The following is a 15,731-nucleotide window of genomic DNA, read 5'->3' on the forward strand; positions in this document are numbered from 1 at the left end:
CGGCCAAGTCTCTGGCCCGCTTGGGCGGAGATGAAGCCGACGCCGCGGTGCCACGGGTGCAGGAGCTGTTCGTTACCGCGTACCGCTTCATGACCTCAGAGCTCTCCGCCACGGAAGACCCTGACGAGGCCACCACCCTTGACAGCCAGGAGTAGTACCCCTCGATAATCCACCGCCGCTTGCGCCAGTGCGGCGTAGGCGGCGTAATCGTTCATTGCGCGCTCACGCAGCAGCTTTACGATCTCCGCCGCCAGTTCCTGATCGCTCATGAGTTTTTCCTCGCCCTGATTCATCACTCCAGCTCTCCCATCAGCTTCTTGAGTTCTCGGATCTTCTTGCCCGCGTCTTCCTTGAGGCGCTCCAACTTCCCAAGCTCGGCATTGAGCGCCTCGCGGCCGATCAGCAGCCGGCCGCCGCGCTTGTCGGCCATCCAGTTGGAAAAGGCGTGGGTATCGCAGGCGGTCTCCAGCACGGGCGCCTGATAGAAGGGCATGTTGTAGGCGTCGCGGGCCTCGCTTGCCCACGCGTCGAGCATGTACTTGGAGACCTCGGCGCCGGAGAGTCGCCCCATCCGAGCGGCGATCTCGTAGCGGTCGCCGTCGGCGTTCTTGAGAACCTGTCCGACCAGGGCGGCAACTTCCGATCGGTAGTCCATGCTCGCCGGCAGCGGTGCGGCCGGTTGGGGCACCTCGAACAGGTCGGCCGTGTAACGATCCCGGCGTGCCATGTCTAAGCCGCCCGTCCCTTGCGGACATTGCGGGGTGTGCTGCCAGTGTTATTCTTTGCTTGCTTGGTAACAGGCTTTTTGCGCGAGCCTCCCGTGCGGTAACAGGGCAGGCCTACCGCATCGTAGCGCTCTGGCCAGAGCTCGGCGGGGGTGAGGCCTACCGCGTCAGCGATGACCTTTTCCATGCGCGGGTAGCTCTTTAGAAAGGTCGAGTACAGACACTGGCGTTTGACGCCGGCGTCGGCGGCGACCTGTGCCATCGAACGGCCTTGCAGATGGATTTGATATTTGACCCACGCCCGTCGCTGGATGGGGTCGGTCAGGAGTTTCCGTGTTTTGGTGTCTAGCTTGCTCATGGCATTAAACGTTACGCCCGATAGTGCGGTGTGTCAACGCCCAAAAGGGCGCACCGCTTTCGGTGTCCCGCGCAACAAGGCGAATTTTATATTTATGGCATATAAAACATTGACTTACGGAAAGGGGTGCACGGCGCCAGGAAGTGGCTCAAGGTGTGCTGCCGAAGTGGTGCATGGTGCGACGTGGAAGTGGTGCGCCCTATGGAGCGTGTAGGTGAGCGACTAAGAGCTGCGCGGGAGGCGCTTGGATACGCCCAAAAGGGCATAGCCGAGGCTGCTGGAAGCAAGCTGCGCTCCTGGCAAGACTACGAAGCAGGCAAGAAAACGCCCGGTAGCCAAGTAATTGCCGGGCTCGTGTCTCTTGGCATAAACGCTAATTGGATTTTGAAAGGCACCGGTCCGATGCTCCTGACTGGCGCAGGGATCGAGACCACGCAGAATCAGTCAGGAAGTGGGTTTGATGCCGAGCTAGATGCCGTCGAGGCTCAGCTCGCAGACTTAGACGTACCAATTGACGCGGCCGGGGCGGACTCATCACTGCGTGCTCTACGGGATCGGCTGCACGAGATCGCGACGGCCCCGTCAGCTCAGGACCGCCAGAAGGCCCGCGCCGAGCTGATGTTGAAGATTGCCTTTGCGGATCAGGCCGCCAGCACGGCCGTCAGCGAGCGGCGCAAAGGTCTGGGTGCCCGCATGCGCCAGGTGGATGCGGACCTTGATGCCGCTATCGAGTCGGTGGGTGTAGAATTGGATCCTATGATAAGAGAGGGACTCAAGACGGTGATGTACGCTCACGGCCTCACCACTGACGGTGCGGTGGTGTTTCTGGAGTTCCTGCGGGCGTCGCAAACCAAGTAGCCAAAACCCGCAAAACCGCAAAATCTAAACGTCTCGGCTGTCAGCCGTTAAACATCGCTTCAAAGCCTTTCGACCGCCCGCTAGCCCGCGCCACTGCGCGCTCGTCCCATTTTGTCCCCGCCACCTCCCACGATATCCCGCCTGTCGTAACCTAGATGTCCTGTCACACCAGGCCCTGCTGGCGGCGCTGGAGCACTGGTTCGCTCCTTATGCCCGCGGCATCAGCCGCCTGGCACAGTTGCGCAACTTTCCCCTCGCCGAGGCGCTGCGCAGCCTGCTCGATTACCCCGCGCAGCGCCGACTGGACCAGGAGGCGCCCGAGCGCCTGGAGGTGCCCAGCGGTTCACGGATCCGCATCGATTACGGCGCGGATGTGCCGGTGCTGGCGGTGAAGTTGCAGGAGCTGTTCGGCTGGCAGGAGAGCCCCCGAATCGCCGCCGGGCGGGTACCGCTGTTGCTGCACCTGCTCTCGCCCGCCGGCCGCCCGGTGCAGGTCACTCGGGACCTGGCCGGTTTCTGGCGCACGGGCTACCGGGACGTACGCAAGGAACTGCGCGGGCGTTACCCCAAGCACCCCTGGCCGGAAGACCCCTGCACGGCCCGGCCCACCCGCCACACCCGTGCCCGCCAGCGCGGCTGAACGCCCGCCGGCTTCCTGCTCGCGCGCCCAGCGCCTCCGAGGGGCCTGGCCGGCTGCCGGGTCGGGATTAGTCTGACCAGTCCACCGTCTTCACCGGCAGCGCGCCCCAGCTCTGGGAGACCGGCATGATTTCCATGCGGTTGATGTTGACGTGGCGCGGCAGGCTGACCACCCAGTGCACCGCCTCGGCGATGTCCTCGGCGAGGATGGGGTCGTTGCCCCGGTACAGGCTGTCGGCCCGGTCGCGGTCGCCGCGGAAGCGGTTGATGGAAAACTCCGTCTCGCACAGCCCCGGCTCCAGGTTGGTCACCCGTAGGGGCAGGCCCAGCAGGTCCGCGCGCAGATTGCGTGAAAACTGCTTCACGAAGGCCTTGGTGCCGCCATAGACATTGCCGCCCGGATAAGGCCAGTCGCCGGCGATGGAGCCCAGGTTGACGATATGCCCGCGGCGACGCGCCACCATCCCCGGCAGCACCGTGCGGGTGACATGCAGCATGCCCTTGATGTTGGTGTCGATCATGGTCTCCCACTCGTCCGGGTCGCAGCGCCAGGCGGGCTCCAGCCCCAGGCCCACGCCGGCATTGTTCACCAGTACCTCGATGTCGGCGAAGTCCGCCGGCAGATCCCCCAGGCGCGCTTCAACCTGCGCCCGCCGGCTCACGTCCAGCTCCAGCAAATGGGCCTGGGCCGCGCCGCCCAGTTCCTGCTGCAGCGCCTCCAGCCGCTCCCGGCGACGGGCAGCGAGTATCAGGCGCCAGCCGGCGCCGGCCAGACGCCGGGCGGTGGCTTCGCCAAAACCGGAGGACGCGCCGGTGATCAGGGCAATCCGGGACATGCTTTTCTCCTTGTTCCTGCTCGTGGCGGGCCCGGCCGGGCGCCGGGTCGCCTGCGGCCAGTATAACCAGCGCGGCGCCCGCAACGTCTGTTTCCGGGGGTGACAGGGCTCGGCTACCCGTGTCGATGTGTAACTGGCTGAGCAATAGTGGAAATTCGCCACCTGCTTGCGGGCGGGGATGGGGCGATTTTCGACGCGGAGCCGCATTGAGAGGCCCGCGTCCCTGCTCCATATCTTTCTCTGTGCCTTGCACCCAAGAAGTGCCGACCCCGTGGCCGGCGGCATGAATAACGATGTCACACGAGGAGGAGAGCCATGCGCGAAGCCAAACAGGCGGCTGCCCGGGCTTACTGGAGAGAAAACCTCAGGTTGTTGCTCATATTGCTGGTGATCTGGTTCGCGGTGTCCTACGGGGCCGGCATCCTCTTCGCCGAGGCCCTCAACAACATCCAGATCGCCGGTTTCCCGCTGGGTTTCTGGTTTGCCCAGCAAGGGGCCATCTACACCTTCGTGGCGCTGATCTTCGTCTACGTCTTCCGGATGAATCAGCTCGATCGAAAATACGACGTGCACGAGGAGTAGCGCCATGAGCCAGCAAGCCCTGATCTATCTCTTCGTGGGCGTGACCTTCGCGCTGTACATCGGCATTGCCATCTGGTCCCGGGCCGGCTCCACCGGCGAGTACTACGTGGCCAGCAAGGGGGTATCGCCGTTCGCCAACGGCATGGCCACGGCGGCCGACTGGATGTCCGCGGCCTCCTTCATTTCAATGGCCGGCATCATCTCCTTCGCCGGTTACGACGGCGCGGTATACCTGATGGGCTGGACCGGCGGCTATGTGCTGCTCGCCATGCTCCTCGCGCCCTACCTGCGCAAGTTCGGCAAGTTCACCGTGCCGGACTTCATCGGCGAGCGCTACTACTCCCAGACGGCCCGGGTAGTGGCCATCGTGTGCGTGATCTTCATCTCCTTTACCTATGTGGCGGGGCAGATGCGTGGCGTGGGCATTGTCTTCTCCCGTTATCTGGAGGTGGACATTACCTGGGGGGTCATCATCGGCATGGCCATCGTGTTCGTCTACGCGGTGCTGGGTGGAATGAAGGGCATCACCTACACCCAGGTGGCGCAATACTGCGTGATGATCTTCGCCTATCTGGTGCCGGCAATCTTCATCTCCATACTGATCACCGGCGCGGCGATTCCGCAGATCGGCTTTGGCAGCACGGTAAGCGGCACCGACACCTGGTTGCTGGAGCGGCTCAACGGGCTGCATGAAGAGCTCGGCTTCTCGGCCTATACGGGTGGGTCGAAGTCCACCGTCGACGTGTTCTTCATCACCTTCGCCCTGATGGTGGGCACCGCCGGTCTGCCCCACGTGATCGTGCGCTTCTTCACCGTGCCCCGCGTGCGTGACGCCCGCCTGTCCGCCGGCTGGGCGCTGGTGTTCATCGCGATCCTCTACACCACCGCCCCGGCGGTGGGGGCCTTCGCCCGCACCAACCTGATCGAGACCGTGCACATGCAGGAGCGCGGCGCGCTGCCCGCCTGGTTCAGCACTTGGGAAGACGCGGGGCTGATCGAGTTTCAGGATCTGAACAACGATGGCGCGGTGCAGTACTTCAACGACGGCAATGCCGCCTACATGAGCGAGGTGGCCCAGCCCCGCGGCTGGGTCGGAGATGCGGAGGATCGCCTGCAGGGCGAGCTCTACGTGGATCGGGACATCATGGTGCTGGCCAATCCGGAGATCGCCCAGCTGCCGGCCTGGGTGGTGGCGCTGATGGCCGCCGGTGGCCTGGCCGCCGCGCTGTCCACGGCGGCGGGGCTGCTGTTGGTGATCTCCACCTCCATCTCCCATGACCTGCTCAAGCGGAACCTGATGCCCGGGATCAGCGACCGGGCGGAGTTGCTCGCGGCCCGCTTGTCGGCGGCCACGGCGATTGTCATCGCCGGTTACTTCGGCATCAATCCGCCGGGCTTCGTCGCTCAGGTGGTGGCTTTCGCCTTCGGGCTGGCGGCCAGTTCCTTCTTCCCGGCGATCATCATGGGTATTTTCTACAAGCGGATGAACAGGGAAGGCGCGATTGCCGGCATGGTGGTGGGGTTGGCCTTCACCTTCAGCTACATCGTTTTCTTCAAGTTCATCTCCCCGGAGCTGAACACCGCCGAACACTGGTGGTTCGGGGTGTCGCCGGAGGGCATCGGCACCCTGGGCATGATCTTCAACTTCGTGGTGGCGCTCCTCGTCTCCCGGCTGACCGCGCCGCCGCCGGAGGAGATCCAGCAGCTGGTTGAGGATATCCGCGTGCCGCGCGGGGCCCATGCGCCGGTGGCCGGCCACTGAGCCAGGCCCGCATGGGAAGCACATGATCCGGTTTCGGGGGGGGGAGGGCGGCTATGCTGCTCCGGCTGTGTCGGCGTCCGCCGCCCGGGCTACGGGCCTTGCAGGTTTGCGATCCGCTGGCGCCGCCCGGCCAGGCTCTGCCATTCGGCCAGTGTTTTCAGTCCCTGGCCCTTGGCCCGGCTGATCAGGATCAACAGCAGTTCGGCACTGGCGAAGGCATCGGCATAGGCGTCGTGGCGTTGCTCCGCGTCCAGTTCGAAGCGCGCGAGCCAGCCGTCCAATCCCTTGGGTGGGTCCGCGCTGGGGGCCAGTGCCGGTGCCAGCGCGGCCAGATCATGGAAGGGACCGGCCCGCCGGTAACCCAGCTCTCGGCGCCAGGCCCGGCGCAGCATGGCGTGATCGAAGGGTGCGTGAAAGGCGAAGACGGGGCTGTCGCCGAGATACTCCAGCAGGTCCATCAGGACAGGGGTTTCGGCCTCGCCCCGCGCGAGGCGTCCGGGAGACAGGCCGTGGACCAGGATGGTGCGCAGGCTGGCGCGCCCGGTGCGGTGCACGATGCGGTTAAATGGCCGCGCCAGGTCGATTTGCCCGCCTTCAATGGTCACCGCCCCGACACTGAGGATGCGATCGCGCCGGGGGTTCAGGCCGGTGGTTTCCAGGTCCAGCACCACCAGCCGGTCGTTCTGTGGGTAAATGTCCGCCGGCGGAAGGGGCGCGGGCAGGGCCTTCAGACGAGCGGCCAGCAACGGGTCGGGGCCGTGCAGGCGCTCTCGCCATTGTCGTAGCCAGGCGATCATCGGCTGAGCTGAAACTCGCTTGCCAAGCGTCGCTGCAGGCTGCGGGCCTGGCGGAACGCTTCCTTGAGGATGCGCCGCTCCAAGGGGTTGAGATTGTCCGGGTCGAGCTGATTGCTCAGCGGCTCCCCGGCCCGCTGCTGGCGCTCGTGCAGGCGCAGGCGCAGGCTTTGGACGAAGCCGTAGGCGTCGCGCCAGGCTCGCCCTTCGCGGGCGTTGATGGCCTCGATCCGCTCCAACGCGCGCAGCCGGTCGGGTGTGCCGGTTTCGGTAACGCCATGGGCGAGGGCCAGCACACGGGCGCTGTCGACGAAGGGGGTCAGGCCCTGCACCTTCAGGTCCAGCCGCTGGTCGCGGGTGACGAAGTCGCGCAGCAGCCCCAGGGGCGGGCGGCTGTGCAGGGCGTTAGCGGCCAGCATGTGTTGGAACAGGCTGTTGCCACGGGCAAGGGCGAGCATCTCTCGCTGTAGTCGCTCCACCGGTTCCGCCGGACCGTGAATGTGGCGCAGATCGAAGAAGATTGCCGAGCGCAGCAGGTTCTCGGGCGTGCACTGCGCGACGATGCCATGGAAGTGTTCGCGCCATTCCACGGCGCTCAGGCACAGGGCCGGGTTGCCGGCCATGATGTTGCCCTTGCACAGGCTGAGGCCCACGTCGGCCAGTGCCTGGTTGATGTCCCGCGCCAGGGGCAGCAGCCGCTGGCGCAGGCGCTCGGTGTTCTCCCCCGGGGGTGGCTCGAACAGGATGCCGTTGTCCTGGTCGGTGTGCAGGGTCTGCTCGCGCCGCCCCTCGCTGCCGAAGGCCAGCCAGCTGAAGGGGGCGGGCGTGTCGCCGTGGCGCGCTTGGCACAAGGTGATGCAGCGGCTGACCATGCGGTCGTTGAGGGTGGTGATCAGCTTGTTGATCTGCTCGGCCGCGGCGCCGTGGATGAGCATGGCGTCGATGAGTTCGCTGATCCGCGGGCGCAGCGCCCCGAGCGCCGGGACCGAATCGGCGGCATTGATGCAGCGGGCGAGATTCACCAGGCTCACCCGCTGCAGCGCGAAAAGATCCCGCTCGGAAACCACCCCGCGCAGCCGCCCGTGCTCCACCACCAGCATGTGGCGTATGCCTTCGCCGGCCATATACACGGCGGCGTCGAAAGCGTAGGCGGCGGGGGGCAGGCTGCGCAGCCGGGTGCTCATCACCGCCTTCAGGGGGGTGTCCAGCGCGGGCTGTGCGTCGGCGACGACACGGCGCAGATCATGCAGCGTGAAGACCCCCAGCGGGCGCTGTCGGGCATCGGTGATGACGACGCTGCCCACGTTCTCCCGGTGCATCAAGGACACGGCCTGGCGTATGCCCAGCTCTGGCGGCGCGGTTACGGGGGGGCGCCGGATCAGCGCGGCGAGCGGCGTGTCCAGCCCGTCGCCGCCGCCGGCGCGCTCGGCGGCACCGCCACGCAGCTGTTGGCCGACCTTCTGCATCAGGCTGCTGATGCCGCGCAGGCAGAAATCCCGAAACGCCGCGTTGGCCTGGAAGACGGTGGCGAAGTCCGCCTGGGGAATGCTCAGGCAGAAGCTGTCCTCGGCGGCGCGGTACAGCGTACGGGTCGGGCGTTCGCCAAGCAGTGCGCCGATGGGGAAGGCCTCCCCGGGATGCAGCTCCAGGGTGAGCTGGCCCCGTGTCTCGCCCTCGCTGGGGCGCTCGCCCCGCACCAGGCCCTGCTTGACGATGTAGAGCTGGCGCACGCGGCCCTCGTCGGGGGCGAGGATGGTTTGCTCGGCGGCGTGGAAGCCGAGCCGCGCGTGGCCGAGCAGGGTTTGCAACTGCTCATCGGTGAGCTGATCGAAGGGCTCGTGCTGGGCGAGAAAGCGGCCAAGGCCGGCGAGGTTCTGCCGCACCGCCTCCCGAGCCTGGTAGGAGTCATCCGCCATGCCCTGTCCTGTGAGCGTTGCCTGACTCTTCTACAGTATGGAAGGCCGGGGAGGGGGCTGCCAGCGGGGCCGAGACAGCCGGAGGGCGGAAAAATTGTGATGGACCTCGCAATATTGCGACGCAACATATTGCGCGGCGCAACATGAATTGGCATACTGGCCATCTCCTCCTTCGATATCTCCTGGATATCGTTAGCCCGCCACCCTTGGCGGGCTTTCTTTTTTCCGGCTCATGAACTCCGATCGGTTCCGCCCGAGCCGGTTTGGTAACCCACTTCGTGCTCGCTCAGATAGTCCCTGATCAACTGCCGCACCACCTGGGAAGGCGTTCGGTCCTGGGTGGCGCACAGTTGTTCGAAGGCCCGTTTCTTGTTCGGGTCTATCAACAGGGTGAGGCGGGCGGTCTTTTGTTCCATGGGAAAGTTTCCTGGCGATAGTCGATGAATGCGGCCGTGCGCTCGCGGCCTGCGGCGCATCAACGGGGCGGCCCTGGCTGAACATTAACATGTGATGTTAATCTGATGCACATACCTGCGCTACGAACGGGGTCGCCGCTGATGGCACAATCACGCTTCTTGCCGCGCTTCGCCGCCGGGCTGCGCACCGCCTGGGCCGAGGGCTATAGCCTCGCCGACCTGCGCCACGATGTGATGGCGGGCCTGGCCGTGGGCACCGTGGCGGTGCCCTTGTCCATGGCCTTGGCCATCGCGACCGGGGTGCCGCCCCAGCACGGCCTGTACACGGCCATCGTCGCCGGCCTGGTGATCGCCCTGACGGGTGGGGCCCGCTTCAATGTTTCCGGGCCCACGGCGGCTTTCGTCGTGATCCTGTTTCCCATCGTCCAGCAATACGGCCTGGGCGGGCTGCTCATCGCCTCGCTCATGGCCGGACTGATTCTGCTCGCCTTGGGGATGGCCCGGCTGGGGCGCTTGATTCAGTTTGTGCCCTACCCGGTGGTGCTGGGCTTCACCGCCGGGATCGCCGTGGTCATTGCCACCCTGCAGGTGCCGGATTTCCTGGGCCTGGAGCTGGGCGGGCCGGGGGAGCATTTCGTCGACAGCGTGGGGCTGATTCTGGCGGCCTTGCCTACGGTCAATGGGTTCGAGCTGGCGGTGGGCGCCTTCGCTCTGGGGGTGATGCTGCTCTGGCCGCGCCTGGGGGTGCCTGTCCCCGCGCCGCTGGTGGGGCTGGCGGTGGGGGCTGTGGCGGCTTGGCTGCTCAACCAGTATCTGGGTGGCCAGGGGGGTGAGCTGGTGGAAACCATCGCCTCGCGCTTCAGTTGGGAGGCGCAGGGACGGACGGGGCAGGGGATTCCGCCCGTTCCGCCGGTGCCGGTGTTGCCTTGGGAATTGCCGGGCCCGAATGGCGAGCCGCTGGTTGTGAGCTACGAGTTGCTGCGTGAGCTGCTCGGACCGGCTTTCGCCATTGCCATGCTGGGGGCCATTGAATCGCTGCTGTGTGCCGTGGTCGCGGACGGCCTGACCAAGACCCGCCATGACCCGGATGCGGAACTGGTGGGGCAGGGGTTGGGTAATATCGTCGCGCCCTTTTTCGGCGGCATCACCGCCACCGCCGCCATTGCCCGCACGGCGACCAATATTCGCAGCGGCGCGCGCTCGCCGGTGGCCGCGGCGGTGCATGCCCTGGTGGTGCTGCTGGCGGTGGTGGGGTTGTCGGGTCTGCTGGGGCTGGTGCCCATGGCGGCGCTGGCGGCCTTGTTGTTCATCGTCGCCTGGAACATGAGCGAGGCGCGGCATTTCCGCCATGCCCTGCGCGCGGCGCCGCCCGGTGATGTGCTGGTGCTGTTGAGCTGCTTCAGCCTGACCGTGCTGGTGGATATGGTGCTGGCGGTAGCCGTGGGCGTGGGCCTGGCCGCCGCCCTGTTCATCCGGCGCATGGCCGCGCTGACCGAAGGCGGGCGGGTGGATGGCGGCGCCCTGCCCGAGGGCGTGGTCGTTTACGAAGTGAACGGTCCGCTGTTCTTCGGCGCGGCTGAAAAGGCCCTCAGCGCGCTGCGTGTCGTGGATTCGGGCGTGAACACGGTGATCATCGACATGCATGATGTGCCGAGCATGGACGGCACGGCCATTTTTGCCCTGGATTCGCTGATGGCGGACATGGAGCAGGCTGGTGTGCGGCTGGTGCTGGTGGGGCTGCCGGGCCGGCTCATCATGAAGCTGCGGCGGGCCGGTTTGCGCAAGGTGCCGGGGAGTATCGCCTGGTGTCGCAATATGGCCCAGGCGAACCGGCTGGTCTGGCGCTGGCAAGACCGGCGCGCCTGAGGCCCCGCGCCGGGGCTCAGAGGCAGACGTCGGGCAGCGATGCCGAGCGCGTGCCCGGCAGGGGCAGGTCGTCGGGGCGGCGGAAGGTGAACACGGCCGCGTATTTAGTGCCGGATTCATGGTTGCGTGTGGCCGCATGCAGCAGCCGGCAGTGAAAGAAGAGCACATCGCCGGCCTGCAGTTCCACCGCCTGCGCGTCTCCCAGCAAGGGCTGGTTCTCGGGCAGATCGTTGCGGAAGAACAGGGCCTCGTCGAAGCGCGCCTGCGCCAGCGTCAGGCGATGGGAGCCCGGGATCAGTTGCAGCCCGCCGTTGCGCCTATGCTCGTGCCCCAGGGCCAGCCAGGCGGTGATCAGCTCCGCGCGGCTATAGCGCCAGTAACGAATGTCCTGATGCCAGAGGGTGTCGCTGCTGAAGCGCGGGTGCTTGGTCATGATGCAGTTGTGGTGTGCCAGCGGCATCCGCACCCGGGGGCCCAGCAATTGGTGCAGACGAAGCAAGAGCGCCGGGTCGTGCACCCAGGCACGCAAGGCGGGGGCGCGATGATAGGCCTGCAGCAGGCGGCGCACCACCTGGCCGCCCTCGGCCTGGCGGGAGGCGGGGGCGCCGGGGTACACCAGGTCGGCCTCCAGTTCCAGCGGCTCCCGGCGCTCGGCCAGCTGGGCGAGGGTGATCTGGCGTATGGCGCTCACCGTGGTCTCGTCGGCCAGGCCCCGGGCGATGAGATAGCCCTGCTCCGCGAAGAAGGCCTGCTCAGCCTGGCTGAAACCGGGGTCCGTGCGGCGCGGGGTGCCGGACGCTGAGCTGCGCATGGCAAGGCGATCCTGTGGCTGGAAGGTGGGCCGATTCTACGGCAAAAGCGTGGATGAGGCAGGCGTGCGGGCAAAAAAAAGCGGCAACCGGGGAGGTTACCGCAGAGAGGCATAAAAACTATGCCGAGGAGGAGATGTTTGGAGCCTGGGCCGGCCGGGCCGACCCGCGAAGTTCTCCGCTTTTTCAGGAGCCTCGCGCTCAACGTGGGAGCCATTATAGCGGCGCTTTGCTGCGCAGCAACATGTAAAAACTAACCCTAAGGGATAGAAAAAATACCCCTCTTGGGCTCGATGCCCGCGGCGCCTGCTGATTGGCCCGGTCGCCGGCGGGCCGGCCATGTTCGGCACCTGTAACGATATTGAAACAGGCGGGCCGCGCCCCATCTGGAAAGGTAAGCCGGCTGAAAGCCGTGGCAGCTTGTCGCGGACTCCGGATCCGGCCTGGCCTGATAGCGGACTGAAGGAGTGGTTCTCATGACGTACGGACCCCGCCACGCCCATGCCTTGGCTCTTGCGCTGCTGTTCGCCGGCCCCGCGGCGGCCGTCGACGAACTGGATATCCTGCGCAATATGTACGCCAAAGGTTACATCGATGACCCCCCGCCCGCGAACCTGCCCGGTGCCACTTCCATCGGGGTGGACCCGCTCGCGGTGGAAATGCGCCTCGCCTACCTGGAGGGACAGGATCGGGCGCGCCAGCTGGCCCTGGACAGGCGCATGGACCAGCAGCGCGCCGAGCGGGACCGCATTGCGGAGATGGAGTTGCAGCGGCGCCAGGGTGAGCAGGACGCGCAGCGCCGGGCCCGCCTGGACGAGGAGCGCCGGCTGGAGCGGGAGCGCCGGGCCATGAGCGAGCCGGGCGCCGTGGGGCGCGAAGGCTTCGACGAGCGGAGCTTCGCCGGGGATGCGACCGGCAAGCAGGTTGTGGTCTGGAGCAATAACCCGGCGCAGGACCCGCGCACCGAGCAGCCCAATGTGGTGGCGGTGGTGCCCCCGGTGGCGGAATCGGCGCTGCGGGACATGCAGCAGGACCTGAGCGCCGCCGGCTACGATGTGCAGGTGAACGGTCGTTGGGATGCGCAGACTCATCAGGCGCTGAGCCGCTTCCAGCAGTCTCAGGGGCTTGCCTCGGAGGGTTTGATGGAGCCGCGGACCCTGGCCCGGCTGGATGCGGCCGGTACGCAGCGCCAGCGGGCCCAGGCGGCGGAGGAGGAGCCGCCCCGGGGCTGACGCCCGGCTTGGATGAGGCCCCGGTGCTGGCCTGACGCGGTGTGGCCGCCGCGTCAGGTCGTGGTCTGCTCGGCCACGAAACGGGCCAGCGCGATGGCCAGGGCCAATATCAGCGGACCGGTAACCAGGCCGATCATGCCGAAGGCCATGGCGCCGCCGATGATGCCGATGAATACGGTCAGGGTGCCGATATGCCCGCGCCCGGAAATCAGCACCGCGCGCAGCACGTTGTCGCTGCTGGCTACCAACAGGCCCCAGGCGAGCATCAGCGCCGCGGAGATCCAGCGATCCGCCATCAGCAGAGCGATCACCGCCGGGCCCCAGACCAGCGGCGTGCCGGCCAGCGGCAACAGCGCGAACAGCGCCGCCAACGCGCCGAAGACCACCGGCGAGGGCAGCCCCGTCACCGCGAAGCCCACGCCCACCATCAGCCCCTGTACCACGGCGGTGAGCACATTGCCGTAGATCACCGCGTAGGTGACTTCCGCCACATGGCTGAAAAGGCGTTCCCGGTCCGCGATGGGTAAGGGAATCATGCGTCGGACCCGCCCGAGCATGGCGCTGCCGTCGCGGATGAAGAAGAACAGGCTGAACAGGGTGATACCCAGGCCGAACACCCGCCCCACGGCGCCCAGCAGCACCTTGCCGCTGAGCTCGGCGAGCTGCCCCAGACCCGATTCGGTGATCTTCCCCGACCATTCCGCCAGCCGCCCCGGGTCGATGTTGAGCAGACCCCGCAGCCATAGCAGCGGACCGCTGATCACCGGCATGGTCTCCAGCGGGCGGTTGGCGTTGGCATCGGCCAGTTGCGCCACCAGTTCCAGCAATTCCCTGAGCTGCCCGACGAAGGCCGCGGTGAGCGCGGTGAGCGGGCCGGTGATGAGCAGCAGGGAGAGCAGCGTGAGCAGGCCGGCGGAGAGGTTGCGCCGATGACGCAGCCGCCGGCACAGCCAACGGTGCAGGGGGTGGAGCAGAAAGGCGAGCAGCACGCCCCAGGTGAGGGGCGCCAGCAGGGGCGAGAGCACCTGATACAGCAGGTACCCCAGCCCCAGCAGGGTCAGCAGGGCGAAGGTGCGGGTATAGAAGGACACGCCATTGCTGCTCGCCATGGCCGCCGCGGGCTCCGAAAGGTTGTTGATGCTCCCTGGGAAATGGGGGTGGCGCGGGCTTTTTCAGTCCTTCAGCCGATACCCGGTTTTGAAGATCCAGCCGATCAGCCCCAGACACAGGGCGAGGAATAGCGCGATCATGGCCAGGCTCGCCTCCAGGCTGACATCCCCCACCCCGTAGAAGCTCCAGCGAAACCCGCTGATCAGGTACACCACCGGGTTGAACAGGCTCACGCTCTGCCAGAACGGCGGCAGCATGTCGATGGAATAGAAACTGCCCCCGAGGAAGGCCAGCGGCGTGATGATCAGCAGCGGCACCAGTTGCAGTTTCTCGAAGTTGTCCGCCCAGATGCCGACGATGAACCCCAGCAGGCTGAAGCTGAAGGCGGTGAGCAGCAGGAACAGCAACATCCAGAAGGGGTGCAGGATTTGCAGCGGCACGAAGAAGTTCGCGGTGAACAGGATCACCAGGCCCAGGATGATCGCCTTGGTGGCGGCCGCGCCCGCGTAACCCAGCACCACTTCCATGGAGGAGATCGGGGCGGAGAGCACCTCGTAGATGGTGCCCGAGAAGCGCGGAAAGTAGATGCCGAAGGAGGCGTTGGACACGCTCTGGGTGAGCAGCATGAACATGATCAGCCCCGGCACGATGAAGGCGCCATAGCTCACCCCGTCCACCTGTTCGATGCGCGAGCCTATGGCCGAGCCGAACACCACGAAGTACAGGCAGGTGGTCACCACCGGCGAGACCAGGCTCTGCAGCAGGGTGCGCTTCATGCGCGACATCTCGAAGCGGTAGATGGCCCAGACCGGATGCAGATTCATGGGCTCTCCCGTACCAGGCTGACGAAGATCTGCTCCAGCGAGCGCTGCTCGGTGCGCAGATCGGTGAAGGCGATGTTGGCCGCGCTCAGCGCCTCCAGCAGGCCGTTGATGCCGTGATCGGAGTCCGGGTCATCGTAGGTGTAGGTGAGCTCGTCACCCGCCTCGTTCAGGCTGAGGGAGTAGCCGGCCAGCGACCCCGGCAGTTCTCCCAGCGGCGCGCGCAGATGCAGGATCAGCTGCTTGCGCCCCAGCTTGCTCATCAGTCGCTGCTTGTCCTCCACCAGCACCAGCTCGCCGCGGTTGATCACGCCGATGCGCTCGGCCATCTCCTCGGCTTCCTCGATGTAATGGGTGGTGAGGATGATGGTCACGCCCCGCTCGCGCAGGCCCCGCACCAGTGTCCACATCTCCCGGCGCAGCTCCACATCCACCCCGGCGCTGGGTTCGTCCAGGAACAGGATGCTGGGCTCGTGGGCCAGGGCCTTGGCGATCAGCACCCGGCGTTTCATGCCCCCGGAGAGGGTGCGCAGTTGCGCATCGCGCTTGTCCCACAGGGCCAGATCCCGCAGCACCTGCTCCAGCCAGGCCGGGTCGGGCTTGCGGCCGAACAGCTCCCGGCTGAAGCGCAGAGTGCTCCAGACGGTTTCGAACACATCGGTGGTGAGTTCCTGGGGCACCAGCCCGATGCGCGAGCGGGCCGCGCGGTATTCGCGCCGGTGATCGAAGCCTTCCACCAGCACTTGCCCGGCGCTGGGGGTAACGATGCCGCAGACGATGCTGATCAGGGTGGTCTTGCCCGCGCCGTTGGGCCCGAGCAGGGCGAAGATCTCCCCACGGCGCACGGTCAGATCCACCGCCTTCAGCGCCTCGTGGCCGTCGGCGTAGGTCTTGCGCAGGCCTTTGATGGCGATGGCGGGGGTATCTGTGTTCAAGAGTGCTCGTCGGCTGCCGTGGGGAAAGGCCCAGTCTACCCAAAGCGGGCCGGTCGCGGCCACGGGTGGGCG

At 66.4% G+C, this 15,731-nt stretch carries 16 protein-coding genes and 1 pseudogene; 6 read left to right on the forward strand and 11 right to left on the reverse strand.

All coding sequences use genetic code 11. The features are described 5' to 3' along the window. Nucleotides 1-95 precede the first annotated feature (95 nt). From GBG68_RS14140 to GBG68_RS06000, 3 genes are read right to left on the reverse strand one after another with little or no spacing between them, the layout of a single operon-like run. Complete coding sequence (locus GBG68_RS14140) at nt 96-269, reverse strand: hypothetical protein (protein ID WP_193222239.1); 174 nt, start codon at nt 267-269, stop codon at nt 96-98. Between the two features lie 23 nt (nt 270-292). Beyond that, entirely contained in the window at nt 293-727 is a 435-nt protein-coding gene (locus GBG68_RS05995) for a hypothetical protein (protein ID WP_152146024.1), read from the reverse strand. Nucleotides 728-729: 2 nt separating this feature from the next. Continuing rightward, complete coding sequence (locus tag GBG68_RS06000) at nt 730-1,083, reverse strand: helix-turn-helix domain-containing protein (protein WP_152146025.1); 354 nt, start codon at nt 1,081-1,083, stop codon at nt 730-732. A gap of 183 nt (nt 1,084-1,266) precedes the next feature. Between GBG68_RS06000 and GBG68_RS06005 the strand changes: the two genes are divergently transcribed. Beyond that, a complete protein-coding gene (locus GBG68_RS06005) occupies nt 1,267-1,941 on the forward strand; it encodes a helix-turn-helix domain-containing protein (protein ID WP_152146026.1) in 675 nt (224 codons plus the stop codon). A gap of 160 nt (nt 1,942-2,101) precedes the next feature. Further along, nucleotides 2,102-2,581, forward strand: a pseudogene (locus tag GBG68_RS06010) (ATP-dependent helicase C-terminal domain-containing protein); the annotation flags it as partial. Nucleotides 2,582-2,648: 67 nt separating this feature from the next. On the opposite strand, the gene GBG68_RS06015 reads toward GBG68_RS06010, so the two are convergent. Then, complete coding sequence (locus tag GBG68_RS06015) at nt 2,649-3,416, reverse strand: SDR family oxidoreductase (RefSeq protein ID WP_152146028.1); 768 nt, start codon at nt 3,414-3,416, stop codon at nt 2,649-2,651. A 315-nt stretch (nt 3,417-3,731) separates the two neighbouring features. Here GBG68_RS06015 and GBG68_RS06020 point away from each other — a divergent pair, with 315 nt between their 5' ends. Both GBG68_RS06020 and GBG68_RS06025 read left to right on the forward strand, forming a co-directional pair. Further along, nucleotides 3,732-3,998: a DUF4212 domain-containing protein gene (locus GBG68_RS06020; protein WP_152146029.1), complete on the forward strand. Its 267-nt coding sequence runs from the start codon at nt 3,732-3,734 to the stop codon at nt 3,996-3,998. A gap of 4 nt (nt 3,999-4,002) precedes the next feature. After that, nucleotides 4,003-5,760 (forward strand): sodium:solute symporter family protein, encoded by a 1,758-nt coding sequence (locus tag GBG68_RS06025; RefSeq protein ID WP_152146030.1) that lies wholly within the window; start codon nt 4,003-4,005, stop codon nt 5,758-5,760. An 89-nt stretch (nt 5,761-5,849) separates the two neighbouring features. Here GBG68_RS06025 and GBG68_RS06030 read toward each other — a convergent pair whose 3' ends face one another. From GBG68_RS06030 to GBG68_RS06040, 3 genes are all read right to left on the reverse strand, one after another. Beyond that, nucleotides 5,850-6,557, reverse strand: a complete 708-nt coding sequence (locus GBG68_RS06030; protein ID WP_152146031.1) for a PolC-type DNA polymerase III — start codon at nt 6,555-6,557, stop codon at nt 5,850-5,852. Further along, nucleotides 6,554-8,470: a putative nucleotidyltransferase substrate binding domain-containing protein gene (locus GBG68_RS06035; RefSeq protein ID WP_152146032.1), complete on the reverse strand. Its 1,917-nt coding sequence runs from the start codon at nt 8,468-8,470 to the stop codon at nt 6,554-6,556. The genes GBG68_RS06030 and GBG68_RS06035 overlap by 4 nt, the downstream gene beginning before the upstream one ends. 230 nt (nt 8,471-8,700) lie before the next feature. After that, on the reverse strand, nt 8,701-8,886 hold the full coding sequence (locus GBG68_RS06040) for a CopG family transcriptional regulator (RefSeq protein WP_152146033.1): 186 nt from the start codon (nt 8,884-8,886) through the stop codon (nt 8,701-8,703). 141 nt (nt 8,887-9,027) lie between these two features. Here GBG68_RS06040 and dauA point away from each other — a divergent pair, with 141 nt between their 5' ends. Next, nucleotides 9,028-10,752 (forward strand): C4-dicarboxylic acid transporter DauA, encoded by a 1,725-nt coding sequence (gene dauA, locus GBG68_RS06045; RefSeq protein ID WP_152146034.1) that lies wholly within the window; start codon nt 9,028-9,030, stop codon nt 10,750-10,752. Nucleotides 10,753-10,768: 16 nt separating this feature from the next. Here dauA and GBG68_RS06050 read toward each other — a convergent pair whose 3' ends face one another. Further along, nucleotides 10,769-11,563: a phytanoyl-CoA dioxygenase family protein gene (locus GBG68_RS06050; protein ID WP_152146035.1), complete on the reverse strand. Its 795-nt coding sequence runs from the start codon at nt 11,561-11,563 to the stop codon at nt 10,769-10,771. A gap of 474 nt (nt 11,564-12,037) precedes the next feature. Between GBG68_RS06050 and GBG68_RS06055 the strand changes: the two genes are divergently transcribed. Continuing rightward, complete coding sequence (locus GBG68_RS06055) at nt 12,038-12,793, forward strand: peptidoglycan-binding domain-containing protein (protein ID WP_152146036.1); 756 nt, start codon at nt 12,038-12,040, stop codon at nt 12,791-12,793. A gap of 53 nt (nt 12,794-12,846) precedes the next feature. On the opposite strand, the gene GBG68_RS06060 is transcribed toward GBG68_RS06055, so the two are convergent. The 3 genes from GBG68_RS06060 to GBG68_RS06070 form a co-directional block, all read right to left on the reverse strand. Next, nucleotides 12,847-13,902, reverse strand: a complete 1,056-nt coding sequence (locus GBG68_RS06060; RefSeq protein WP_152146037.1) for an AI-2E family transporter — start codon at nt 13,900-13,902, stop codon at nt 12,847-12,849. 63 nt (nt 13,903-13,965) lie between these two features. Beyond that, complete coding sequence (locus GBG68_RS06065; RefSeq protein ID WP_152146038.1) at nt 13,966-14,727, reverse strand: ABC transporter permease; 762 nt, start codon at nt 14,725-14,727, stop codon at nt 13,966-13,968. Next, nucleotides 14,724-15,659 (reverse strand): ABC transporter ATP-binding protein, encoded by a 936-nt coding sequence (locus tag GBG68_RS06070; RefSeq protein ID WP_152146039.1) that lies wholly within the window; start codon nt 15,657-15,659, stop codon nt 14,724-14,726. Before GBG68_RS06070 ends, GBG68_RS06065 begins: the two co-directional genes overlap by 4 nt. Between the last annotated feature and the right edge of the window lie 72 nt (nt 15,660-15,731).

Origin of the sequence: Alkalilimnicola sp. S0819, from assembly GCF_009295635.1 — a bacterium.
Taxonomy (GTDB): domain Bacteria; phylum Pseudomonadota; class Gammaproteobacteria; order Nitrococcales; family WHIW01; genus S0819.